A 24,142-nucleotide genomic window follows, 5' to 3' on the forward strand; every position below is an offset into this window, starting at 1 on the left:
TGATGGGATCTGCTGATTGGCTTCTCTATCGCTCTATCGCACTGGGGGGTGCTGCGGAATCATCGGGTTATGCCAATCACGGTCCAACCTGTTTTGCCATCATGTCGTGACTGCTTGCGCAATCGGTGGTTCTGCTCCCTTGTGCGTGGTTGTTGTTTTGCCTTGTCAGCCGAGCTGACTTAAGTGCTCGCCTTAACAGTCGAGTAGTCAGCTCGGAACTCCCTGCCATGGGCAAGCAGCGCCCAGACGATGCGCGCGTTCTTGTTGGCCAGCGCCACCGCCGCGACATTCTTGTGTCGCCGGTTGACCACGCCGTTGATCCAGCTGCATGCGTCAGGTTTTTGCTGTGCCCGGTGGATCACCGAACGTGCGCCATGGATCAGCAAGGTTCTGAGATAGCTATCCCCCCGTTTGCTGATGCCCAGCAGGTTGTGTTTACCGCCGCTGGAATGCTGCTTGGGCACCAGGCCCAGCCAGGCGGCGACTTGACGGCCACTGTCGAAATTCTTCGCATCCCCGAGCGAAGCGACCAAAGCGCTGGCGGTGATGGGGCCGATGCCGGGAACCTCCTCGAGCTTGCGGCTGGCTTCACTTTGGCGATGCCACTGCACGATCTGCGACTCCAGTGCATCGACCTGGGCGTCGAGCGCCTTGAGATGATCGAGCAAGCGTTGCACCAGCAAACGAAATGAGCCCGGCAACTCGTTGCTGGCATCTTCAAGCAGTTCGGGCACCCGGTTGGCAATATGTCCGATGCCTTGGGGAATCGTCAAGCCAAACTCTGACAGCAAGCCGCGAATTTGGTTGGCCTGGGCGGTGCGAGCCTTCACAAAGCCCTGGCGAACGCGGTGCAATGCCAGGACGCTTTGCTGCTCAATATTCTTGATCGGTACAAAGCGCATGTTGGGCCGGGCCACCGCTTCGCAAATCGCCTCGGCGTCAGCCGCATCGTTCTTGTTGGTCTTGACATACGGCTTGACGAACTGGGGTGCCATCAGTTTGACGGTGTGGCCAAAGCCCTGAAGCTTGCGCGCCCAGTGGTGGGCGCTGCCGCACGCTTCCATGCCGATCAGGCAAGCGGGCAGGTTCACGAAGAACTCGGCCATCTGCTCGCGCCGCAATTGCTTCTTGAGGACCGGCTTGCCAAACTCGTTGACCCCGTGCAGTTGAAACACGTTTTTTGCCAGGTCGATGCCTACTGTTGTAACCTTCATGGTGGACGCTCCTGTCTGTTCAAGTGGTTGGTAAACACTTCCACTTTGGCACATTGCGATGCCGTTTAGGGTGGGAGCGTCCATCCCATTGCTCTAGCGAGGCCGGCTTTCCAGCGGCGCAAGGAAAGAATTGTGTTGCCAGCCCGAAAGCATGCCGTGGCCGCTGGCATCGACTCCCTCAAAGCTGCCTTGGGAGGCGTGCGCCAATGCATGGCTGCATGAATCCGCCGCCAGGGGCGCGAACTCGCTGTCGCGGATACGGCGTTGCCGGGTTAGCACCGTGCTTAGCTTCAGCCGGGCTTCAGCCAGCAGCGCTTCTTCAAGTTCCCGATAGCGTTCTTCGCGAGGCTTGATTTTGAACGCGGGTTCGGCGGGAACGGTTTCGCCCAAAAAATCGCTGCGAATCGCGGCTTCTGTCGGCAAGCTGACTGGCTTGAGAACGTAATAAGCGATGCCGCACTTGGCCAGCAAGGCTTGCTTGAGCTGCCGGTTTCTGCTTGCCAGGCCGTTGGCCCCCATGACATCTGCGCAACCCACGACATGTCCGTCTGGCGAGCAGACTGTAAAAGTGCAGTACACCCCGTCCAGTATTTTGTACAGGCTTTCCCCCTGCCTGCGTTCAAGAGGCTGGGTAAAGCGTGTGACCGGAATCTTGATGTTGACCTGATGCATGGGGAAGGTTTTGCACATCCAGTGCAAAACCTGGCATTCCTCGGTGTTGACCAGCGGGCGCTCGGACAGCGGCCAGTTGGCGAAAATCGATTGCTGAATATGCAGTGCACGCCGGGCAAGCCATGCGTAGAGCAATGCGCCAGCGACGACAACGCCAAGGGTACTGGGCACTGCCATCCAGATATAGCCGTTGAATGAGTTCAATTGGCACTCCTGATGTTTCAAAAATTCGATGTGCGGACCAAATATCTACATATCGGATTTTTAATTACAAATCTTTTCGTAATTAATTATGTCTGTAAGGAGCCAAATTTCCAGCGTCTTCAATGTTGAGTTGGGTAGCCGTTATATGCCTGGAATTTCTACCCCATTTGCCACTCTTCGCATGCGGTCTTGAGAGATCAAGCCGACGCGAAGGCATCATGAACTTTTTTGAAGATGCCCACTGAAATCGGCCCTCCGCCATCTGCCCGAGTTGCTGCCAAAGCCATCTATTTTGCTATTTAAATACTAGCACCTGACGTTCACTGCATATCGCCTGCGAGTGTTTTTTTCGGTGCTGAATAGAGCGGTGCATCAAAGGATTTTTCAGTCCCTTCAATGCATTAATTCCCGTTTTTTGGTCCGGTCAATGGGAATGTGAAATCACCTTTTTTAATCTGATTTAAAAATCCAAGACCGATGCAGCTGCTTGAAATACAGGGATCCTGCCGCCAGGGCGCAGTGGGTACCCATGCATTCATGGCTGCCTCAAATCAGGCATGTTTGATTACGTCTTAGATGTCACAATTTGTGTACTCGATTATTTTCATCGCTGAACTGTCATTAAAGCCAAGATTAAACGGGACATGCGCCTTGTGGCAATTCGACCCAGGCCATTTATTTTTTAATGAATAGGTGAATCAATCTCTATCTTGATGAAGAAAGCCAGGGTCACGGCATCATCAGTGCGCAAACCCGCCGCGCAGCAGGCGCACCGGTTCGGCATCCATGCGCCGGATCAGCCCGTCCAGGCCATCGCCCGCAGGCGCCGCCGAACCCGGCTCGGGCCTGGCGCCTGAGCGGCAGACGAGGTCGTCTTCCGACCAGCCGGCCTGGCCCGGTTTGCCCACGGCGCGCAGCCAGCCCTGGCGGTCCACCATGACCTGGTAGCCCGGCAGTTGCCCGGCCGGCACACCCAGAATGAGCGACAGCGACGCGGCCGCAGCCGGTTCCGCCATTTCGCATTCCGGATCGGCCGCAGCATTCAGCGTGCCCGGCACCAAAAGTTGTAGCGTCACCAGACGCGGGTCATCGGCCAGCGCCGGCGCCCCGGCGACCGGCACCGCCAGCCGCACGCGCTGGCCCGCCAGGCTGCGCGCGGTGGCGCGGTTGCCGCGCAGGCAGCGCACCGGGCCGTCGGGCAGGCGCACGGGGTAGGCCCAGACGCCGGACTCCTTGAGCATCTGCCCGGCGGCCTGCGCCTGCAGGAAATCGAGCACTTCCCAGACTTGGCGCTCGCTCAGTTGTCGCTCAAAATCCGGCATGGTCGGGCGGCCGTCCCGGCCCTGCAAGCCGTGGCGAACGCGCCAGAACAATTCGCCCTCCATGCGCTTCCAGAGCAGGGAGCCGTTGAGCGTCGGCGGCCACATCGCCAGGCCGGGCGCGTCCGGCCCTTCGCCGCGCCCGTCTGCGCCGTGGCAGCGAAGGCAATGCTGTTCATAAATATTCTGTCCGCGCACGATGCCTTCCGCCGTGAATCCGCCCCGGGAGGCATGAAAGCTGGTGGGCATGGCCGGCGTGAGCAGCAAATTCGACGACGGCCAGGGCGCCAGCAGCAGCGCGGCCAGCGCCAGCCCCCACAGGCCGAGCCGGGCGCGGCGCCAGAACATTGAAACCGCCAGCGCCAGAACGGCCAGCCCCAGGCAGGCGGCCGAGGCCACGACGCGGCGCGCATGGCCGGCGTCCATCACCAGCATCTCGCCGGCGATGCGCGAGGCAAACGGCCAGGCGGGCTGGCCGTGGAGGTCAGGCGTCAGCCCGAGCGCATGGAGCGCGGCGCGCAGGGCCAGCTGGGCCTCCTGCAAGCCGGCCAGCAGGCTATTGAGCGCGGCCGGGGACAAGGTCAAGTCCATGCCTGCTCACCTCGCGCTGCCAGCCTTGTTCCATTTCCAATTCAATGCGAGATTAGGCGCACCGCCGCAGACAGTGCTGTAGCACGGCAAGGCGGGAGCAACGACATATCGCTTTGAATTGGAAATGGAATTACCAGCTCGCATCGAGTCCCAGCAGGGCCAGAGCCTCGCGCCGCAGCTCGGCCAGGCGCGGGTCGCCCCGGTGGCGCGGATAGGGCAAGTCGTTGACCAGCACCTGCTTGATGCGCGCCGGCCGCTCCGAAAACACCACCACGCGCTGCGCCATGAACAGCGCTTCTTCCACGTCGTGCGTGACCAGCAGCACCGAAAAACCCGAGCGCTGCCACAAATCCACCAGTTCGGTCTGCATCGAAAGCCGCGTGAGCGAATCGAGCTTGCCCAGCGGCTCGTCGAGCACCAGGAGGCTCGGGTCGTTGACCAGCGCCCGGGCCAGCGCCACGCGCTGCGCCATGCCGCCCGACAGCTGGTGCGGAAACGCCTTGGCAAAGCTGTCCAGGCCGACCAGCCGGAGCGCCTCGTCCACCCGGTGCCGCTGCGCCTTGAGCAAACCGCGCGCCTGCAGGCCCAGCGCCACGTTGTCCCAGACGGTGCGCCACGGGAACAGCGTCGGATCCTGGAACACCACGATGCGCGACGGGTCGGGCCGGGTGATCGGCTGGCCGTCCTGCAGCAGGCTGCCCGCCGTGGCCGGCTCCAGACCGGCGACCAGCCGCAGCAGCGTCGATTTGCCGCAGCCGCTGGGGCCGAGCAGCGCCACGAACTCGCCGGGCGCTATCGTCAGGTCCAGCTCGTCAATCACCTGCAGCGCGCCGCCGGGCAGGTCAAACCAATGGCTGACATTGCGCACATCGATGCGCGCGCCCTGGGTCTTTGCGCCCGCAGCTTGTGCCGCTGATGCCAGGGAATTTGTTGAAATCACCATTTCACGGTTCCTTTTTGCCATGACAGCACCCGGTCGCGCAGCAAGAACAGCAGCGTGATGATTCCGGAAAACAGCAGCGCCATCAGCAGCAGCGCGCCGTACATATTGGGATAACTGGCCCAGCCCTGCGCCCAGGTCAGGTACCAGCCCAGGCCCGATTTGACGCCCAGCATCTCGGCCACCACCAGCGTCGCGAACGCATGGCCCAGCCCCATGAACAGGCCGACGAACACCTGCGGCAAGGCCGCCGGAATCGCCACGCGCAGCACCAGAAACCAGGGCGATGCGCCCAGGGTGCGGGCCACGTCGTAGAAGTTGCGGTTCACGCCGGCCACGCCCGACCAGGTCAGGATGGCCACGGGAAAGCCCGTACCGAGCGCAATCAGAAACACCGCCGTGGACCAGCTCGACGGGAAAAAGTAGAACGAAATCGGCAGCAGCGCCGTGGTCGGCAAGGGGCCGAGCACGCGCAGCACCGGGTGAATCCAGTAGCTCGCCCGGCGCGACCAGCCAATCAGCACACCGACAAGAAAGCCCGTCAGGCTGCCCAGCGCGACGCCGATGGCCAGCAGTTGCAGCGAATTGGACGCACTGTCGAGCAGCCGGGGCCAGTCGCTCACATAGACCTCGATCAGGCTTTGCGGCGGCGCGAAAAACGGCGGCGGCAGCAGGCCCAGCTTCGCGGTGAGGATTTCCCACAGCGCTAGGCCGGCCGCCAGCACAATCAGCCAAGGGCCGGCCGGCCGCGCGCGCGAAGTCACCGCCGCAGTGGCTCCGGGCGCCAGGCCCAGCACCAGCAGCACGGCGGCCACGCCCAGCGCCAGCCCGGCGAATTCGCTGGTGTAGGTCCAGTCGTTGAAGCCCGCCGGCTTGTTGGGCCAGATATACGTCAGCACGCCCAGCGCCAGCCAGGCCAGCGCGGCGGCCAGTCCGCTCCACCAGACGGCAAAAGCCGGGCGCGCCGTTTTTTCCAATGGGGTGGATGCCGGCCGGGCGGCGCGGCGCGGCGGTTTCGCCACCGGCACGGGCGACCGGGGCGACAGGATGTTTTCAGCGGTTGTCATGGTGCGTGTTCCTTGCCGGCTCAGGCCAGCACATCGACGGTCACATGCTCGGCGAACCGCACCACGTCCGTGCTCGGCTTGAGTACGCCGACCAGCTTGAAGTCGCGCGCATAAAACTCCACTTCCTTTTTAAGCGCCAGGCCGCTGGGGTGGCTGCGGTGCGTCAGCGTGCCGAGCACGGCGCGCAGGTCTTCCACCGATGCTTTGGAATACGGGCTGTAGATCTTGGCCGTCTCGTTCGGGTAGTCGGCGATGAATTCGGACGCCTCGTTGATGGCGCGCACCAGCGACGCGACCAGGGGCTTGTCCTTGCGGATCAGGTTACCGCCCGCGCCGATCACGCAGCAGGTCTTGGCCGCGTATTCGCCCGACAGGTTGCTGGCCAGGTCCACCAGGCCCTTGGTGCGCCGCTCGATCAGGAACAGGTTCGGGTCGCCGTCGGCAATCGCCTGCGCCTCGCCCTTTTCCACCGCCAGCCCCAGCATGTCGGCGGGAAACTGGCGCCAGGTCACGTCCTTTTCCGGGTTCAGCCCGGCCTTGGTCAGCAGCACCGAGAAGAAGTTCTTGCCCGGGCTGTTCAGGTCGGACACGGCAATCGTCTTGCCCTTGAGCTTGGCGATGCTGGTGACGCCGGCCGGCGTATAGCCCACCAGGCGTGAACAGCCACCGTGGCTGCTGCCGACCAGCTTCACGTCCAGCCCCGACTCCAGCGGCTTGATCCAGCGATGCACCATGCCGACCGCCGCATCGGCCTTGCCGGTGGCGATGGTTTCCAGCAACTGGTCGGTCGAGCCGGCGAAATTCACCAGTTCGACCTTGAGCCCGTGCTTTTCAAAAAAGCCCCGGTCAATGGCCACCGGAACGGCCGACAGGCAGACCGCATTGGCGTTCCAGGCCAGCTTGAGGTCGCGCAGCGGGCCGGCGGCCAGCGCATGGCGGCCCGCCACGCCAGCGGCGCCCACGACGCCCGCAGCGCCAGCGGCGCGCAGCCACTGGCGGCGCGAGAAGCCTTTTGCCTGTGCATCGGGTGCCGAAAAATTATTGCCTGTGAACATGCCAGTCATCCTTTCAAAGTGAATCCGCCGGCGCGCAGACCGCTGTGCCCCGTCGATGGTCTGCATTGGAATGAATTCGGGCGGCGAAGGGAAAGAATAAAAACGGTGATGCTTATGCAAAAGATTCAGCACCCGGGCGCGCCGGATCGGGTGAAATCAGGGTCATGCCGTGTCACGGGCCTTGTGCCGTGAGACGCCCAATTTTTTGACCTGATCCACCCCATGAGCACCACCACCCTGCCCGCTTCAACACCCCGGCTCAGCCAATTTGTGCAACAGTTTTCCGACCTGCTGGACGGCCGGCCCGCAGAAGCCGAAACCCTGGAGCGCGGCGGCGAACTGCTGGCCGAACTGATTGCGCACGACGACTGGCTGCCCGCCGAATACGCCCGGCCCAGCCCGCAGCGCTACCAGCAGTATTTGCTGCATGTCGATGCGCGCGAGCGCTTTTCGGTCGTGAGCTTTGTCTGGGGGCCGGGCCAGGCCACGCCGATTCATGACCACACCGTGTGGGGGCTCGTCGGCCTGCTGCGCGGCGCCGAGCAGTCGCAGGCCTACGCCCGCAGCGCCGACGGCCGCTGGCAGCCGCAGGGTGCGCCGCACACGCTGGCGCCGGGCCAGGTCGAGGCCGTGTCGCCCAGCATTGGTGACGTTCACCGCGTCAGCAATGCGCTGGCCGGCCAGCCTTCGATCAGCATCCATGTGTACGGCGCCGACATCGGCAAGGTGCAGCGCTCGGTCTATCTGGAAGACGGCACGCGCAAGCCGTTTGTGTCCGGCTACAGCAATCCTGTCGTGCCAGCGCCCTGAGCGCAGGTTTCAATCGCCCACCGATTCATTCACTTTTCAAAAAACTCATGCCCCAAGCCCTTCCCTACAAGACTTTCAACGACGTGCGCCAGGCCCTGCTGGACGGCCAGGAAATTGCCCTGATCGACGTGCGCGAGGAAGACCCCTTTGCCCAGTCCCACCCGCTGTTTGCCGCCAACTTTCCCGCCGGCCGGCTCGAACTCGACGCCTGGAGCCGCATTCCGCGCCTCGACACCGCCCTCGTCGTGTACGACAACGGCGAAGGGCTGGCCGAGGCGGCCGCGCGCACGCTCAAGCAACTGGGCTACACCGATGTCGCATTGCTCGAAGGCGGGCTGCAGGGCTGGCGCGACGCGGGCGGCGAACTCTTCAGGGACGTGAACGTGCCGAGCAAGGCCTTTGGCGAACTGGTCGAGTCGCAGCGCCACACGCCTTCGCTGGCCGCCGAGGAAGTCCTGGCGCTGATTGAAAGCCAGGCCGATGTGGTGGTGCTCGACGCGCGCCGCTTCGACGAATACCAGACCATGAGCATTCCGGGCGGCATCAGCGTGCCCGGCGCCGAGCTGGTGCTGCGCGCCCGCGCGCTGGCGCCCAGCCCGGCGACCCGCATCATCGTCAACTGCGCCGGGCGCACGCGCAGCATCATCGGCGCGCAGTCGCTGGTCAATGCCGGCCTGCCCAATCCGGTATCGGCCCTGCGCAACGGCACCATCGGCTGGAAGCTGGCCGGCCAGGCGCTGGACCACGGCGCCAGCCGCCGCTTTGCCGAGGTCACGCCCGAGCAGCGCAGCGAGGCGGCCAGCCAGGCGCGTGCCGTGGCCGACCGCGCCGGGGTGCGGCGCGCCCAGCCCGGCGATCTGGCGCGCTTTGCCGCCGAGGCCGGCCGCACCACCTATCTGTACGACGTGCGCACGCCCGAGGAATTCGCCGCCGGCCACCTGCCGGGCTTTCGCAGCGCGCCCGGCGGCCAGCTGGTGCAGGAAACCGACGTGTCGGCGCCGGTGCGCGGCGCGCGCATCGTGCTGGCCGACGATGACGGCGTGCGCGCCGGCATGACCGCTTCGTGGCTGGCGCAACTGGGCTGGGATGTCTGGGTGCTCGACGGCGCGGCGGCCCGCGACTTCAGCGAAGCCGGCCATCCGCCGGCGCCGGTTCCCGAGCCCGAAGGCCCCATCGCGCACGCGACGCCCGCCGAACTGGCCCACTGGCTGCGCGATGATCCGACCGGCCAGATCGCCGTGCTGGACCTGACCACCAGCGCCAACTACGTCAAGCGCCACATTCCCGGCGCCTGGTTCGTGCTGCGCTCCGAACTCGGGCAGGCCGTGGCCAGGATTCCGAAAGCCGGGCGCTATGTGCTGACTTGCGGCAGCAGCCTGCTGGCCCGCTACGCCGCCGCCGACCTGGCGCGCCTGAGCGGCGCCGAAGTTGTGGTGCTTGCCGGCGGCACGCTGGCCTGGATCGAGGCGGGTTTGCCGCTGGAGCACGGCGAAACCCGCCTGGCTTCGGCCCGCACCGACCGCTACCGCCGTCCTTACGAAGGCACCGACAGCCCGCGCGAAGCCATGCAGGGCTACCTTGACTGGGAGTTCGGGCTGGTCGAGCAGCTCGGGCGCGACGGGACGCACGGGTTTTATGTGATCTGAGCGGCAGCTGCGCCAGAAGGCATCATTTACTTCATATTTGATAGCAATAGATGCATATCTGGCGTGCGCAGATGACCTTTTAAGGCATCAAATATCGGCTCGGATGATGATCAGCGGCGTACACGCTGGGCAGGGTGAATTCCCTGGCTTGATTTTTCAGCTTCCCAGCCCGAACAGGCGCGCCGCATTGCCATAGAGCAGCTTGTCCAGCACCTTTCCCCTGAAGCCGAGCGCCAGAAAATCGTCAATCGACTGGCGGATCGGGCGGAATGGATAGGACGAGCCGAACAGCAGCTGATCGCCCATGAAGCCGTTCGCCGCCTGCACGAACACCTCGCTGCCAGGCAGGAACTGGTACATGTCGGGCACGACTGAAATGTTGTCGTAGCGAAAAGCCACGCCCACCAGCTGCTGGGTGTTCGGGTAATAGCCGTGGTAGCAGACGATGCGCAACTGGGGAAAAGCCTGGGCCACTTTCGCCAGCCGGCCGGGGTCGTTGAAGGCCGGGTCCGGCGTCGTCGGCCCGGACATCAGGAACAGCGGCAGGCCACGGCGGTTCAGGTGTTCATAGACCGGAAAATACAGCGCATCGTCCGCATGCCGGGCGGGCGCGCCAAAACCCGGCTCCAGGCCGATGCCGGCCAGCCCAAGCTGGTCGATGGCCCGGTCGATCTCGGCCAGCGCGCTGTCCACGCCCTGCAGCGCCGGATCAATGCCGGCAATGCCCAGCAGTTCCTCGTGCGCATGGGTGATCTGGTGGATCACGTCATTGGGCAGGTGCTGGCTGGGGGTATGGCGGCCCACGACAACCGCCTTACTCAGCCCAGCATCACGCACCTCGGCCAGAAAGCCCTCGGGCGTGAGTGAGCGGGCGAAATGCTCGTCGCTGCCGCGCGTGCCGACGCGGCGGTTCAGCCAGCGCGCCGTTTCATAGCCGGGCGAACCGGGATTGGCGCCGAAAAAGTCGTGCAAATAGGCCGGACGGCAGCGCAGGTCGATGACTTTCATGCGGCGACTGCGCTTTCAGCGGCGATTTTTTCGGCGTTTTCCGGTGCGGTGGCGCGCACGTCGAAAGCCCCGCCAGTCAGCACCTGGTCGATCAGCGTCACCGGCTTTTTTCCCGGCAGCAGCGGGAACACCAGTTCGGCGAAGCGGATGGATTCCTCCAGGTGCGGGTAGCCCGACAGCACAAAGGTGTCCACGCCCAGGTCGGCGTATTCCTGCAGGCGCGCCGCCACGGTCTGCGCGTCGCCCACCAGCGCCGTGCCCGCGCCGCCGCGCACCAGGCCGACGCCAGCCCACAGGTTCGGGCTGACTTCGAGCTGGTCGCGCCGCCCGCCGTGCAGCGCGGCCATGCGCCGCTGGCCTTCGGAGTCCATGCTGGCGTAGTTGCTCTGGGCCTTGGCGATGGTGTCGTCGTCAAGCCGGCTGATCAGGCGCTCGGCGGCGGCCCAGGCCTCGTCATTCGTTTCGCGGACGATGACGTGCAGACGCACGCCAAAGCGCACGGTGCGGCCGTATTTTTCGGCGCGGCTGCGCACATCGGCGATTTTCTCGGCGACGGCCGCCGGCGGCTCGCCCCAGGTCAGGTAGGCATCGACGTGCTTGGCGGCCAGCTCATGCGCCGCTGGCGAGGAGCCGCCAAAGTACAGCGGTGGCGCAGGCTGCTGCACCGGCGGAAAGAAGTTCCTGGCCTGCTTGACGTTGACGTGCTTGCCTGTGAAATCAACGGTCTTGCCGGCCATCAGGTCGCGCCAGACGGTGATGAATTCATCGGCCGCCTCGTAGCGCTGATCATGGTCGAGGTAAACGCCTTCGGCGGCCAGTTCGGCCGCATCGCCGCCGGGCACGACATTGAGCAGCAGCCGGCCATTGAGCGCCTGGTCCAGCGTCGCCGCCTGGCGCGCGCTGGCCGTGGGGCCGGTGACGGAGGTGCGCAGCGCCACCAGCAGCTTGATGCGCTGGGTCACCGCAATCAGGCTGGAGGCCGTGACCCACGGGTCCAGGCAGCTGCTGCCGGTGGGGATCAGGAGGCCGTCATAGCCGAGGCTTTCGGCGGTGACGGCGATCTGGCGCATGTAGGCATTGGTGGCGGGACGCCCGGTATTGGACTTGCCGAGGTAGCGGGTGTCGCCGGACGTGGGAAGAAACCAGAAAACTTCAAAACTCATGGGATAGCCTCAATTTCAAGGATGAACGCCCCGCCTGTCCGCAAGGTCCGTACCAAGCCGGAAAAGGTCCGGAACCGGCCTGTTCGCGAAGGGATTCGAGAGCATGGAAAAGGCAGCTTCCGGCTCTGCGGCGCATGAAAAAACGTGTCGGCGCGCCGCGCCATTGCGCCTTCGTTCGCGCGCTGCGCGCTGGTGTTGGTGCCGCAACACTTTGACCAATCCACTGTTGCCAGGCACACAGTTACTGCCGCTGCCATGTGTGTGGACGCGAGGAAAGCCGGGCCGAAAAATGGCAACGCCACCCTTAGCAAATAGCTAAAAAGTATTTAAAGAACCATCGTTAGATGATTTAGATTACAAGTCATTCAGATACCAAGACGCTGATTTCGGCGTGAATTCCTGAATGAAAAAGCGATGAAAGGGAGGAATCGTTGTTCAAACTGCTATTTAAATGATAGCTGTATGTGCTTATAAATATTACGCAGAATGCCGATTACGTCTAAAAAATACATGCCTGATCAACTGCAAGCCCGGCCACAGCGCCACGCCCCCCGAGACCAGATGCGCCAGATTCAATTGAAGCATTCCGCAGGACTGCGGCCGATGAATGGGAGCGTGCGGCGCACCGGCCCGCAAGGAATGTTCACCTTGGCATAACTGTTGCGATGGCTCCACCAGTTGCCAGCCCAAACAGGCCGCGCAGCCCCATCAACCACTTCCCAAGCAGGATTCCATCCCATGAGCACTCCCTTGAAAATCGTCGCCGTTTCCGGCGGCACCTTCCGCCCTTCCCGCACCCTGGTGCTGACCCAGGCCATCGTCGCCGAACTGGGCAAACACCTGGCCATCGACAGCCACATCATCGAGCTGGGCGACATCGCCCGCCCGCTGGGCAGCGCGCTCTCGCGCAAGGAACTCACGCCCGCCGTCGAGCGCGAGCTGCGCGCCATCGAGTCGGCCGACCTCTTGATTGCCGCCACGCCGGTCTATCGCGCCTCCTACCCCGGCCAGTTCAAGCACCTGTTCGACCTGATCGGCCAGGATGCGCTGATCGGCAAGCCGGTGCTGTTCGCCGCCACCGGCGGCAGCGAACGGCATGCGCTGGTGATCGACCACCAGCTGCGCCCGCTGTTCAGCTTTTTCCAGGCGCTGACGCTGCCCACCGGCGTGTATGCCTCGGAGGCCGATTTCAGCAACTACCAGATCAGCAGCGAACTGCTGCAGGCGCGCATCCGCCTGGCGGTCAAGCACGCCCTGCCCCTGCTGGGCCAGAAGACGGAGGAACTGCAAGCGGCCTGAAGGCGCAGCAGTGGCCGCGCTTGTGCCCGGCCGCCCGCATCGCCCCGGCCTTTCTTTCAACCTCTTTTCAGGAAAAAGCGTGTGACCGCCACTCATCAACTCAAGGCCATTGCGCCTCTTCAGATCGCCCGCCAGCTCGCGGCCGGTTTTGCCGAAACCGCCGCCGAGCGCGACCTGCGCGGCGGCACGCCCAAGGCCGAGCGCGATGCGCTGCGCCACAGCGGCCTGCTCGCACTGAGCATCCCCCGGCAATACGGCGGCCTGGGCGCCAGCTGGAGCGAAACGCTGCAGATCGTGCGCGAATTTGCCCGCGTGGACAGCTCGATTGCCCATGTCTATGGCTTTCAGCACCTGATGCTGGCCACCGTGCGCCTGTTCGCGCGGCCCGACCAGTGGGAGCCGTGGTTCGAGCAGACCGCCCGCAACGACTGGTTCTGGGGCAATGCGCTGAACCCGCTGGACACCCGCACGGTGTCGAAAAAGCTCAACGGCTGGCGCGAATTTTCCGGGCGCAAGAGCTTTTGCTCCGGCTCGGCCGACTCGGAAATGCTGATCGCCTCGGCGCTCGACGAGTCCATTGGCGGCAAGCTGCTGATCGCGGCCATTCCCAGCGGCCGCAGCGGCATCACGCTGCATGGCGACTGGGACAACATGGGCCAGCGCCAGACCGACAGCGGCAGCGCCACCTTCGAGCGCGTGCGGGTCGAAGAAAACGAGTTGCTGCTCGACCCCGGCCCGCTGAGCACACCCTTTGCCTGCCTGCGCCCCTTGATTGCCCAGCTGACCTTTGCCAACCTGTTCCTCGGCATTGCCGAAGGCGCTTTTGACGAAGCACGGCATTACACGCGCAAGGAGTCGCGCGTCTGGTTCAAGTCCAAGGCCACCCAGGTCAGCGAAGACCCGTACACGCTGCGCCACTACGGCGAGTTCTGGGTCGGGCTGGAGAGCGTGCGGCTGCTGACCGAGCGGGCCAACAACCTGCTCGACGAGGCCTGGCGCAAGGAAAACCGGCTGGGCGCAGAGGAACGCGGCCACCTGGCCGTGGCCATCGCCACCGCCAAGGTCGCCGCCACCCGCTGCGGGCTCGATGTGACCAGCCGGCTGTTCGAAGTGACCGGCGCGCGCGCCACCCATGCTGCCTTGCGGCTGGACCGCCACTGGCGCAACCTGCGCACCCAGACCCTGCACGATCCGGTGGACTACAAGCTGCAGGAACTGGGCGACTGGGCGCTCAATACATCACTGCCGGCGCCCTCTTTCTACTCCTAGCCTATTTTCCAACGCCATGCACCTGCTCACCCTGCCTCCGTCTCCTGCCCTCGCCACCTCGATCCGCGCCACCGCCCAGGTGTTCGAGGATCCGAAATCGCAGGCCCTGCTGGCCCACCTGCAGCAGGTCGCGCCCAGCGACGCCAGCGTGCTCATCATTGGCGAGACCGGCACCGGCAAGGAACTGGTGGCGCGCCACCTGCACGAACTTAGCGCCCGGCGCGGCGGGCCGTTCATGGCGGTCAACTGCGGGGCGTTCTCGGAAAACCTGGTGGAAGCCGAACTCTTCGGCCACGAAAAAGGCGCGTTCACCGGCGCACTGAGTTCCAAGGCCGGCTGGTTCGAGGAAGCCAACGGCGGCACGCTGTTCCTCGACGAGATCGGCGACCTGCCGATGCCCATCCAGGTCAAGCTGCTGCGCGTGCTGCAGGAGCGCGAAGTCGTGCGGCTGGGCTCGCGCAGGAGCATTCCGATCAATGTGCGGGTGTTGGCGGCCACCAACGTCCAGCTGGAAAAAGCCATCAATGCCGGCAATTTCCGCGAAGACCTGTACTACCGGCTGAGCGTCGTGACGCTCGAACTCAGCCCGCTGCGCGAGCGGCCGGGCGACATCCTGCCGCTGACGCGCCATTTCATCGCCGAGTACAGCCGCCGCCTGGGCTATGCGGACATCACGCTGCACCCCGAAGCCCGGCAAAAGCTGGAGGGCTATTCCTGGCCGGGCAATATCCGCGAGTTGGAAAACGTGATTCACCACACCTTGCTGATCTGCCGCGCCAACCTGATCCGCGCAGAAGACCTGCACCTGTCCAAGCTGCGCCTGGAGCGCCAGGACGACAGCAGCCGCCCGCAGGACGAATCGGCCGACGCCCTGCTGCAGCGCGCCTTTCAAAAGCTGTTCGAGGAAGAAAGCGGCGCGCTGCATGAAAAAGTGCAGGAGGTGCTGCTCGCCACGGCCTACCGCTTTTGCCACTACAACCAGGTCCACACCGCCCAGCTGCTCGGCCTGAGCCGCAACATCATCCGTGCCCAGCTGATCAAGACGGGGGAGCTGGTGGTGAACAAGCGCCGGCCCGCGCCTGGGGCGCAGGGGGTCCGGGTGGGGCAGGTTTCGGTTTGAGAGTTGAAATCCTTGTTTGGGTAGTTCGATTCCGCCCCACGCCACCAGTTGACGCACTCGAACGTATTGGTGCGCAAACACGCAAACCAACCCTTTCTCTGAAAGCCGGTATCGTGCTGAATGGTGAGGGCTGACTTGCTCTTTGAAGGACTCGAATGCAGCGTAACCCGACGGCCGCCAGTACCCGCTTTCTGGATGCCCAGCAAACAAGCGCTTTTTTTGCCGGACATCTACTACCGATCAAATTTCTGTTTGCTCAGCCATCTCCAAAGCATCATCCACCTCAATGCCAAGGTAACGCACGGTGCTCTCCAGCTTGGTGTGGCCAAGAAGCAGTTGCACCGCCCGCAGATTTTTCGTCCGTCGATAGATCAAGGATGCCTTGGTTCGCCGCATCGAATGTGTTCCGTATTCGGACGGATTTAGCCCGATCTCTGTGACCCAAGAATCCACAATTCGTGCGTATTGGCGGGTTCCGATGTGAGGTGACTCATGGAGACGGCAGGGGAACAAATAATCGTCCTGCCCGAGTTTGGCCTCTTTGATCCAATCACTGACTGCGTCACGGGTCGGTTGGGTAATTTCGAACTGAACGGGTCGCGAGGTCTTTTGCTGCATCACGGTTGCTCGGGGCGATACGTGTTCGCCATGGCAGATGTCGCGCACTCGCATCTTTACCAGGTCACAGGCCCGCAGTTTGCTGTCCGATCCCAGGTCGAACATGGCGAGTTCACGCACTCGGTGTTGAAGTTGAAGGCGGACCCGAATGACCCAAATCTCCTTCAATTTGAACGGAGATTTTTGCCCGACGATCACGCCCTTGTTCCAGGGGGTGTGTTGTTCGTGGTCTGTGGTGTTTTCCATGATGGACTCTTTGTTGATAGAGGGAGTCCGACTTTGGGCTGATCGCAGGGTAGCGCAAGCACAGTTTTTGCGGCAGGAATGCGGACCTTGGTCACCTCCGGCAACGTGCCCAAAGCAGCCGAATAGTTCAACCGGCTGTGTCGTCACGGCCGCGGAGTGCTTCCCGCCCTTTCTTGGTTATAGCCAAAACTCGAGCGAACGGGGTTTTCGCATTGCAAGACGGCAAGAGCACAGCAAGATGACCTGCGGCGCGCAGCACTCTTAACTTGTCGATCTCATCAAGATCAGAGACGGTAAATGGCAACGTTTGTTTTGAAATCTTATGCAGAAATTCTAAAGTCATGGCCAACTCCTTCCCTAACACAGCACCAATTCTGCGCATCCTTTGCGAGCCTAAGTAGACATTGATCAAGCAGGGAACAAAGAAACCGATCAAGGCGGCTCAAGGCTCGACAACAAGTGCTACGCGGCTCGATTTGAAGGCGCCAAAACGGTTTTGGGGTACCCGCGTCGACGCGCAGGCCAACAACGAACACTTCGACGGCAAAACGACGGAATAGAGAATGAACATGACATATACCCGAGCCATCCGCGTTGCTGAACGCTGCGCGTGCAGACCGATTCATTGACAACGCCTGAAACTCGCAAAGGTCTTCTCCTACATCAATTCAGTTGAAAGTCCGGCATGGTTCGCGGCCGCAACGCCTGATGATTTCCCAATTCAACTTCTGAATACTTAGCAACTGAAGCTATCAAACGGAGGATCACATGAACTATGAAGAGCGCGACACCTATGGCATGTACAAAGTCAACCCCATCAGTGCGTCGGGGTCCGGCGTGCGCCAAGGACCCGGTCCCGAACTGATGGGCGCTAACACGCTCATTGGCAACGATGTCTATAACCTGAAGAATGAAGACCTTGGCGACATCAAAGAAATCATGCTCGATATGCGCACGGGTCGGGTTAGTTATGCGGTGTTATCTTTTGGCGGTTTCCTTGGAATGGGCGAGAAGCTGTTCGCCGTACCGTGGAACGCGTTGACGCTTGATACACAGAACAAACGTTTCACACTCAACGTCGAGAAGGACCGCTTGGAAAGCGCCCCAGGATTCGACCAGGACAGTTGGCCCAATATGGCCGACCCGTCGTGGGCGAAGAGCATCCATGATTACTATGGGACAAAACCGTACGCGGACGACGTGCGCGTTTAGCAGGCCGCTGAAATACCTCAAATCGAAGTTCGCCGGTTTTCAACCCCACCCGATAATCTGAAGCAGTCCCTTTTCTGACCCGATACCAACCCAGTCCATCCATGCGCGGAGCCGACACCTTCACCGAAAGCCCGTTCACGCTGCATCGCCTGGAAGACTTTGTGCCGGCCGACCATCCGTTGCGCCCGATACGCCAGATGGTCAACGCGGCGCTGGGGAAGATGGACGATTTGTTTGCCGCAATGTATGAGGCGCACAGCAAAGGCGGGCGGCCCAGCATTGCGCCTGAAAAGCTGCTGCGCGCCATGCTTTTGCAGGTTTTCTACAGCATCCGTTCGGAACGCCAGCTCATGGAACAGGTGCAGTACAACCTGCTCTACCGCTGGTTTATCGGGCTGGCGATGGAGGATGCGGTGTGGGTGCCCACGGTGTTCACGAAAAACCGTGAGCGCTTGCTTGAGCATGACGCAGTGATTGAACTGTTCAACCATGTGCTGCAAAGCGCCGACAAGCAAGGCTGGCTCTCGGGCGAGCACTTCAGCGTGGACGGCACCCTTATTCAGGCCTGGGCGAGTCACAAGAGCTTTGTGCGCAAGGACGGCAGCGACGGCGACCAGGGAGACGGCAGCTTCAAGGGGCAGACGCGCTCGAACGAGACGCACGAATCGAGCACTGACGTTGACGCCAGGCTGTACCGCAAGGGCAAGACGGCCAGCGAGCTGCGCTTCATGGGCCACACGCTGAGCGACAACCGCCACGGGTTGATTGCCAGCGCCGTGGTCACTCGGGCAGACGGCTACGCCGAGCGCGAAGCGGCCAAGGTCATGGCGCGCGATGCCCGGCAAGCCCTGCCGGACGCGCAAACCGCCCTCACGCTGGGAGCCGACAAGGGTTACGACGCGCAGGAGTTCATCGAGGCGTGCCTGGCGATGGGCGTCACGCCGCATGTGGCGCAAAACACTTCAGGACGGCGCTCGGCCGTGCCCGATGCGATTGCCCGGACAGACGGTTATGCCGTCTCGCAGCAAAAAAGAAAGCTCATCGAGCAAGGCTTTGGCTGGGCCAAAACGGTAGGAGGGATTCGCCAGGTGATGGTGCGCGGGCTTGAGCGCGTGGACCAGATGTTCGTGCTGACGATGGCTGCTTACAACCTCACGCGTATGCGCACCTTGGGACAAATCCGTCTGCAGGGGCAATAAGTGGATAAAAAAGGCGACAGGAGCGATTCAGGTCGCCAGCCGCAACGTCAAAAGGCACTGTGATTTTCAAATATGAAAAATAATCGCAAAAACAAACCACTTCGAGCCAGTTGCTGCGCCTGCGCAGTCAGTATTTCAGCAGCCTGTTAGGTCATTGTTTATGAAAGCCTTTGTGCAGGATATCGAGGGTCTCGCCGTCAAGAATGACGAGTTTTGACGGGTGTGCTGTACACGGCCAAGCACTGCCTACGCCTGAACGCAGAAGAATTCCTGCCAATTTTCTATTATTGAACTGCGAGTCATTCATTGGCTCACAGACCGAGTTCGTGTATATAAACTACCATCGTAGCGGTCAAACTTTAGGTTTTCGCTGGCACACGTTTAAGCTGACCTCTTTGCACCGCCGCTATTGAGGTGAATCTCTAGTTGACAGTTCGCGGGGTATTGAAAGAATGTTTGCAATGGCGAAAAATAATGTCCCGCGTCACGTCGGTTTCATTCCCGATGGAAACCGCCGCTGGGCTCTCGATCATGGCCTGCCCAAAGAAGCCGGATATGTTCATGGTATCGACCCGGGGTTGCTGCTGTATGAGAAATGTAAAGAATGCGGGATCAAGGAAGCCTCAATCTACTGCTTTACCCAGGACAACACCAAGCGGCCTTCCATTCAGAAACAGGCGTTCAGCGAGGCCACCGTTGCATTCGCTTTAGAGATCGCACGCCGTGGAGCGGCGCTGCTTGTTGTCGGCGATGAGACCTCGACACAATTCCCCGAGGAATTAAAAGAATTCCGGCAGCGCCAAGGTGTTGGAATGAAGGTAAATCTACTCGTCAACTATGGTTGGGAATGGGATCTGGCCGGTCTTAAAAACAGCGGCCTGCGTTCAGATGAAGTTTCACGTCTGGATTTAATCGTACGCTGGGGAGGGGGATGCCGATTGAGCGGTTTTCTCCCGGTGCAATCGGTTTATGCGGATTTCTATGTCAGGGATGAATATTGGCCAGATTTTGATCCGCAGCATTTTGAGAACGCACTCGCCTGGTTTAAAAACCAGGACCAGACACTCGGCGGGTAATGGCATCAACGGCCCCGTGAGAAAAACTTACGAAGAAGGAGTCGATATGAAAGGTTTTGTGCAGGATATCGAGAGTCTCGCCGTCAAGAATGACGAGTTTCGTCGTGTGCTTTACACGGCAAAACACTGTCAGCTCGTCGTGATGGCGTTAAAGCCCAAGGACGAAATCGGGGCGGAAGTCCACCACCTCGACCAGTTCTTTCGCGTGGAGGAAGGGAGCGGTGAGGCAGTTCTCGATGGCGTTCGGACGGCGATCCAAGCCGGCTTCGCGGTAGTCGTCCCGGCGGGAACGAATCACAACATCATCAATACCGGCAGTGTTCCGCTGAAGCTCTATACGCTCTATGCGCCGCCGAATCATCGGGACGGCGTCGTCCACCATACCCGCGCCGACGCGGAGGCCGACAACGAACACTTCGACGGCAAAACGACAGAATAGAGAGTCGACACGACTTGTATCCAGTCTGTCTCCGGGGCTGAGTGCTGCGCGTGCAGACAGATTCATTGACAGCGAACGCCTACTATTGGTCGGGTGCGGGTGCTGCAATCGTTGAAATCATCGCCACATAGCCGACATTCGACTTGCAGAGTTCGGTGACCGGTTTGGAGCGACCAGTTCGGAAATCCGTACAGCCGCTGTCAGTCTGAAGCGGCCAGTAGCTAAACGCTGATCGCTGATCGCTGATTGGATTTCGCCAAGTTTGAAAAGGGCTTGCAACAAACCACTCAAGCCGTGGCAACGGCGCGCTGCCCACCCAGGTAAAAGTCATGCATGTCCCCCCGCTGCGCCAACACCTGCGCCGGGCCTTGGCTGACGACGCGCCCGCTTTCCAGCACATAGGCGTACTGCGCGTAGCGCAGCGCAATGCTGATGTTCTGCTCGGCCAGTAGAAAACTCACGCCCTCGTCGCGGTTGAGCCGGGCGATGATGTCGAAGATTTCCTCGACGATCTGCGGCGCCAGGCCCATCGACGGTTCATCGAGCAGCACCAGGCGCGGCTTGGCCATCAGCGCCCGGCCGATGGCCACCATCTGCTGTTCGCCGCCCGAGGTGTAGCCGGCCAGGCTTTTGCGCCTGAGCTTGAGGCGCGGAAAATAGCCGTAGATGCGCTCCAGGTCCGCCTGCATCGCACGCCGCGAGACCTTGCGCACGAACGCGCCGATCAGCAGGTTTTCTTCCACCGTCAGGTGGGCAAAGCAGTGCCGCCCTTCGAGCACCTGCACCAGCCCGCCGGCCACCAGCGCGTCCGGGTCATGCTGGCCGATGTCCTCGCCCCGGTACAGAATCCGCCCGCGTGTCAGGTCGCCGCGTTCGGCGCGGATCAGGTGTGAAACGGCTTTGAGGGTGGTGCTTTTGCCCGCGCCGTTGGCGCCCAGCAGCGCGACGATCTGGCCGGCCCGGACCGTGAGCGAAACACCGCGCAAGGCCAGAATGACCTGCTCATAGACGACCTCGATGTCGTCGATCTGCAAAATGGGAGTGCTGGGCATGGAGGGTTGTGGTGAGGGAGTCATTGCTCTTTAATTGATAGCTGTATGCGCTTGCCAGTCCTGCGCAAAAGGCGAATTCCATCAAGAAATAACGCTGAAACACGGCTTGAAACAGGCCAGAGGCATTGCGACGGCAACCGCAGACAGCCCGAATGACTGCAATATTCAGTCATTTAAGCCTCTGGCGCATGCTGCACGGGCATCAGCAGCTATTGATTAAATAGCAAAATACCAGCGCAGTCCGGCGCAAGCAGCAAGCCGCTTCAGTTCCACGGATGGCGCGGCGGGTTCACGCCGTTCAGGTAATAGTTGCCGATGTGGAAAAACTTCCAGCGCACCGGGTCGTGCAGGGTGTGGATGCGGGCGTTGCGCCAGTGGCGGTCGAGGTTGTGAACCGTCAGCGCGGAACGCGTGCCGGCCAGCTCGAACAGGCGGTTGGTCACTTCAATCGCTACCTGCGTGGTCAGCACCTTTGCTTCGGCCGTGCCGACCGTGGCGGCGGCTACCCCGGCTTCAGTCGCATTCGCCAGCGCCGCATCGACGAGGCGGCCGGCGCGCTCCAGCAGCGCCTCGGCGGCGTGCAGCCTGATCTGCAGGTCGCCGATGGCGGCGATGGTGAACGGGTCTTCGCCAGCGGTTTCCTTGCCGCTGTCGATCCACGGGCGGCTCTTGGTGCGGATGAAGTCAATCGAGTCGGCCAGCGCGCCGCGTGCGATGCCGGCGTCAATCGCGGCCTGGATGATCTGCGAAATCGGCCCGGCGGCCGTCGGGTGGTCGAAGGCGTCAATCGGCACGACGCGGCTTTGGGGCACGCGCACCCGCTCGATCTTCACCGAGCCCGAGGCGGTGGTGCGCTGGCCAAAGCCCGACCAGTCGTTGATCACGGTGAGGCCGGGCGTGTCGCGGTCGGCAAAGACGATGTAGCCCTTGCCAGCTTCATTCACGGCGACGATGGGAACGATGTGCGAGAGCAGCGCCCCGGTGGTGTAGAACTTCTGGCCGCTGACTTCCACCTCGTCGCCGTGCACCACCACTTTCGTTTCAAAAGCGGCCACGTTGCGGCTGTTCAGTTCGGAAAAGGCGTTGCCGAAGCGGTGCCCCTGGAGCACCAAGCCGAACAGCTCGCGCTTTTGCGCCTCGCTGGCGTCCAGGCCGACATGGGCGACAAGCACGAAATGGTTCTGGCTGATCTGGGCAATGCTCGAATCGGCTGCCGAAATGATGGCGACGACTTCGGCCAGCGTGGCGTAGGACACGCCGGGGCCGCCATAAGCCTTGGGCACGTTCAGGCCCCACAGGCCGCTTTGCGAGTAGGCGTCGATCTCGTCAATCGGCAAGAAGCCTTCGCGGTCGCGCAGCGCCGATTCGGGGGCAAAGCGGGCGGCCAGGCGGTGGGCAATCTCAATCGCCTCGGCGTCGCTGCGGATGATATGGGCCGCCTGCACAGGGCGGGGGCGCGGCGCGAAAGGCGCGAGAGAGTTGACGCGTGGGCGTTCCAGGGTGGCGGTGGCAGTCATGGTGAACTCCTTGAAATCAAAGGAAAAGGGATCAACACCGTCATTCCCGCGCAGGCGGGAATCCAGTCGCATTACGAAGGGCTGAGCTTTGTTCGAGCGCCGTACTGGATTCCCGCCTGCGCGGGAATGACGGATGAAAAGTGATTACTTGCCCGGCGTGCCCGCGCCGATCTGCCAGACATAAGGCGGTTCGGTGCCGTTGATCACCCAGTCGCCGATGATTTTTTCCTTGTAGATCAGCGGGTTGTGGGTGGCCACGGTGCGCGCATTGCGCCAGTGGCGGTCCAGCGCCTTGGCTTCGCGGGCGGCCGAGGCGCCCAGCGCGTTGAACAGGTCGGAGGCGGCGCGCAGCACCAGGTCGGCCAGCACCACCTGCGCCTTGGCGGACTCGATTTCAGCGTCGATGTTGGCCTGGTGCTCGGCCTCGTCGTTGCCGCCAAACCGGGTCTCGTAGGCGCGCTGCGCCGGTTCGGCGGCCCGGATGGCGACGGCCTCGGCCGCGTAGGCCTGCGCCGAAATCCGACCGATCACCTGCTGAATCTGCACATCCTGGGCCACGCTGGAGGCGTTGCCGTGGCTGAAGATACGGGTGCGCTCGCGCACTTCGCGCGCCGCATCGCGCTCCACCGCCCTGGCGGTGCCAGCCAGCACGGCGTTCAGCACCAGCTGGTAAAACGCCGTCTGGTATTTGAAGCGGGTGGCGAAGTCGATGACGTTCACCGCCTCGACCTGGGCATTGACAAAGACCGAGGTGCCGCTGCCGGTGGTGCGCTGGCCAAAGCCGTCCCAGTCGTCGCTCAGCGTCACGCCGTCCTGGCGCGTGCTGACCACGGCAATCACATCGCCGCCGGTGTCGGTGCGCTTGGCGTACACGTCGATCCAGTCGGCAAAAATGCTGCCGGTGCTGTAGAACTTGGTGCCGTTGAGCCGCCAGCCGCCCTCCTCTGCCGGAGTGACCTGGGTGATGGCGTCACCCATCTTGACGCTGCCGATTTCGGTCCAGGCATTGCCCACCAGCTCACCGGCGACAAAGCGCTGGAACCAGATGTCGCGCTCGGGGCTGGGCGGGGCGTTCAGGCGGTCCTCGACAAAGGCGAAATGGCCGCGCAGCGACTGCGGCACATTGGAATCGGCTTCGGCCAGTTCGATCAGCAGGCGAAACAGCTGCGGCACCGAAGCGCCCGCGCCGCCGTGGGCGACCGGAACGCGCACCGCGCCAAAGCCGGCTTCCTTGAGCCACTTGATGGGCTCGTAAGGCAGGCTTCGCGAACGCTCGCGCTCGACCGCGCCTTCAGCGATGCGCGAAAAAATGGGGCGAAAGCGGCTGGCCAGCCGTTCGTAGTCGGTGCCGATGGACAGGTTGAAGAGGATCGAGTTGTGGCTCATGGTGGTGTCGGGGGTTGCTG

22 protein-coding genes are annotated in these 24,142 nt (G+C 62.4%); 9 read left to right on the forward strand and 13 right to left on the reverse strand.

Annotation, left to right across the window (positions count from 1 at the left end; translation table 11 throughout):
• Window positions 1–179 precede the first annotated feature (179 nt).
• The 6 genes from ABLV49_RS13695 to ABLV49_RS13720 all read right to left on the reverse strand — a co-directional run bounded on the left by ABLV49_RS13695 (window position 180) and on the right by ABLV49_RS13720 (window position 7,062).
• Complete coding sequence (locus ABLV49_RS13695) at window positions 180–1,214, reverse strand: IS110 family transposase (protein ID WP_349277186.1); 1,035 nt, start codon at window positions 1,212–1,214, stop codon at window positions 180–182.
• A 93-nt stretch (window positions 1,215–1,307) separates the two neighbouring features.
• Window positions 1,308–2,090 carry a DUF2726 domain-containing protein gene (locus ABLV49_RS13700; protein ID WP_349277188.1) on the reverse strand — a complete coding sequence of 261 codons (783 nt, stop codon included), beginning with the start codon at window positions 2,088–2,090 and terminating at the stop codon, window positions 1,308–1,310.
• A gap of 740 nt (window positions 2,091–2,830) precedes the next feature.
• Complete coding sequence (locus tag ABLV49_RS13705; protein ID WP_349277190.1) at window positions 2,831–4,000, reverse strand: c-type cytochrome; 1,170 nt, start codon at window positions 3,998–4,000, stop codon at window positions 2,831–2,833.
• A 130-nt stretch (window positions 4,001–4,130) separates the two neighbouring features.
• Window positions 4,131–4,943, reverse strand: coding sequence for an ABC transporter ATP-binding protein (locus ABLV49_RS13710; RefSeq protein WP_349277192.1), 813 nt, complete (start codon window positions 4,941–4,943; stop codon window positions 4,131–4,133).
• Entirely contained in the window at window positions 4,937–6,007 is a 1,071-nt protein-coding gene (locus ABLV49_RS13715) for an ABC transporter permease (protein ID WP_349277194.1), read from the reverse strand. The genes ABLV49_RS13710 and ABLV49_RS13715 overlap by 7 nt, the downstream gene beginning before the upstream one ends.
• Before the next feature lie 20 nt (window positions 6,008–6,027).
• On the reverse strand, window positions 6,028–7,062 hold the full coding sequence (locus ABLV49_RS13720; protein ID WP_349277196.1) for an ABC transporter substrate-binding protein: 1,035 nt from the start codon (window positions 7,060–7,062) through the stop codon (window positions 6,028–6,030).
• Between the two features lie 222 nt (window positions 7,063–7,284).
• Between ABLV49_RS13720 and ABLV49_RS13725 the strand changes: the two genes are divergently transcribed.
• Window positions 7,285–7,872 (forward strand): cysteine dioxygenase, encoded by a 588-nt coding sequence (locus ABLV49_RS13725; RefSeq protein WP_349277198.1) that lies wholly within the window; start codon window positions 7,285–7,287, stop codon window positions 7,870–7,872.
• Window positions 7,873–7,919: 47 nt separating this feature from the next.
• Complete coding sequence (locus ABLV49_RS13730; RefSeq protein ID WP_349277200.1) at window positions 7,920–9,518, forward strand: rhodanese-related sulfurtransferase; 1,599 nt, start codon at window positions 7,920–7,922, stop codon at window positions 9,516–9,518.
• A gap of 156 nt (window positions 9,519–9,674) precedes the next feature.
• Here ABLV49_RS13730 and ABLV49_RS13735 read toward each other — a convergent pair whose 3' ends face one another.
• Both ABLV49_RS13735 and ssuD read right to left on the reverse strand, forming a co-directional pair.
• Window positions 9,675–10,526: an amidohydrolase family protein gene (locus tag ABLV49_RS13735; RefSeq protein ID WP_349277202.1), complete on the reverse strand. Its 852-nt coding sequence runs from the start codon at window positions 10,524–10,526 to the stop codon at window positions 9,675–9,677.
• Window positions 10,523–11,689 (reverse strand): FMNH2-dependent alkanesulfonate monooxygenase, encoded by a 1,167-nt coding sequence (ssuD, locus tag ABLV49_RS13740; protein WP_349277204.1) that lies wholly within the window; start codon window positions 11,687–11,689, stop codon window positions 10,523–10,525. The genes ABLV49_RS13735 and ssuD overlap by 4 nt, the downstream gene beginning before the upstream one ends.
• A gap of 738 nt (window positions 11,690–12,427) precedes the next feature.
• Here ssuD and msuE point away from each other — a divergent pair.
• From msuE to ABLV49_RS13755, 3 genes are all read left to right on the forward strand, one after another.
• A complete protein-coding gene (gene msuE / locus ABLV49_RS13745) occupies window positions 12,428–12,988 on the forward strand; it encodes an FMN reductase (protein ID WP_349277206.1) in 561 nt (186 codons plus the stop codon).
• An 81-nt stretch (window positions 12,989–13,069) separates the two neighbouring features.
• Window positions 13,070–14,257, forward strand: a complete 1,188-nt coding sequence (locus tag ABLV49_RS13750; RefSeq protein WP_349277208.1) for an acyl-CoA dehydrogenase family protein — start codon at window positions 13,070–13,072, stop codon at window positions 14,255–14,257.
• 16 nt (window positions 14,258–14,273) lie between these two features.
• Window positions 14,274–15,377, forward strand: coding sequence for a sigma-54 interaction domain-containing protein (locus tag ABLV49_RS13755; protein ID WP_349277210.1), 1,104 nt, complete (start codon window positions 14,274–14,276; stop codon window positions 15,375–15,377).
• A gap of 240 nt (window positions 15,378–15,617) precedes the next feature.
• On the opposite strand, the gene ABLV49_RS13760 is transcribed toward ABLV49_RS13755, so the two are convergent.
• On the reverse strand, window positions 15,618–16,241 hold the full coding sequence (locus ABLV49_RS13760; protein WP_349277212.1) for a tyrosine-type recombinase/integrase: 624 nt from the start codon (window positions 16,239–16,241) through the stop codon (window positions 15,618–15,620).
• A 127-nt stretch (window positions 16,242–16,368) separates the two neighbouring features.
• Window positions 16,369–16,584 carry a hypothetical protein gene (locus ABLV49_RS13765; RefSeq protein ID WP_349277213.1) on the reverse strand — a complete coding sequence of 72 codons (216 nt, stop codon included), beginning with the start codon at window positions 16,582–16,584 and terminating at the stop codon, window positions 16,369–16,371.
• A 425-nt stretch (window positions 16,585–17,009) separates the two neighbouring features.
• Here ABLV49_RS13765 and ABLV49_RS13770 point away from each other — a divergent pair, with 425 nt between their 5' ends.
• The 4 genes from ABLV49_RS13770 (at window position 17,010) to ABLV49_RS13785 (ending at window position 20,167) form a co-directional block, all read left to right on the forward strand.
• Window positions 17,010–17,453, forward strand: coding sequence for a PRC-barrel domain-containing protein (locus ABLV49_RS13770; protein WP_349277215.1), 444 nt, complete (start codon window positions 17,010–17,012; stop codon window positions 17,451–17,453).
• A gap of 101 nt (window positions 17,454–17,554) precedes the next feature.
• The gene (locus tag ABLV49_RS13775) at window positions 17,555–18,652 is read left to right on the forward strand and encodes an IS5 family transposase (RefSeq protein ID WP_349277217.1); all 1,098 of its coding nucleotides are present in this window, start codon (window positions 17,555–17,557) and stop codon (window positions 18,650–18,652) included.
• A 461-nt stretch (window positions 18,653–19,113) separates the two neighbouring features.
• Window positions 19,114–19,728, forward strand: coding sequence for an undecaprenyl diphosphate synthase family protein (locus ABLV49_RS13780; protein WP_349277219.1), 615 nt, complete (start codon window positions 19,114–19,116; stop codon window positions 19,726–19,728).
• Between the two features lie 46 nt (window positions 19,729–19,774).
• Window positions 19,775–20,167, forward strand: coding sequence for a cupin domain-containing protein (locus ABLV49_RS13785; protein ID WP_349277221.1), 393 nt, complete (start codon window positions 19,775–19,777; stop codon window positions 20,165–20,167).
• A gap of 287 nt (window positions 20,168–20,454) precedes the next feature.
• On the opposite strand, the gene ABLV49_RS13790 is transcribed toward ABLV49_RS13785, so the two are convergent.
• The 3 genes from ABLV49_RS13790 to ABLV49_RS13800 form a co-directional block, all read right to left on the reverse strand.
• Window positions 20,455–21,219 carry an ABC transporter ATP-binding protein gene (locus tag ABLV49_RS13790; RefSeq protein ID WP_349277223.1) on the reverse strand — a complete coding sequence of 255 codons (765 nt, stop codon included), beginning with the start codon at window positions 21,217–21,219 and terminating at the stop codon, window positions 20,455–20,457.
• A gap of 263 nt (window positions 21,220–21,482) precedes the next feature.
• Window positions 21,483–22,736 (reverse strand): SfnB family sulfur acquisition oxidoreductase, encoded by a 1,254-nt coding sequence (locus tag ABLV49_RS13795; protein ID WP_349277225.1) that lies wholly within the window; start codon window positions 22,734–22,736, stop codon window positions 21,483–21,485.
• Window positions 22,737–22,880: 144 nt separating this feature from the next.
• The gene (locus ABLV49_RS13800; RefSeq protein ID WP_349277227.1) at window positions 22,881–24,122 is read right to left on the reverse strand and encodes an acyl-CoA dehydrogenase family protein; all 1,242 of its coding nucleotides are present in this window, start codon (window positions 24,120–24,122) and stop codon (window positions 22,881–22,883) included.
• Window positions 24,123–24,142 lie beyond the last annotated feature (20 nt).

Origin of the sequence: Polaromonas hydrogenivorans, assembly GCF_040105105.1 — a bacterium.
In the GTDB taxonomy this organism is placed as follows: Bacteria; Pseudomonadota; Gammaproteobacteria; order Burkholderiales; family Burkholderiaceae_C; genus Polaromonas; species Polaromonas hydrogenivorans.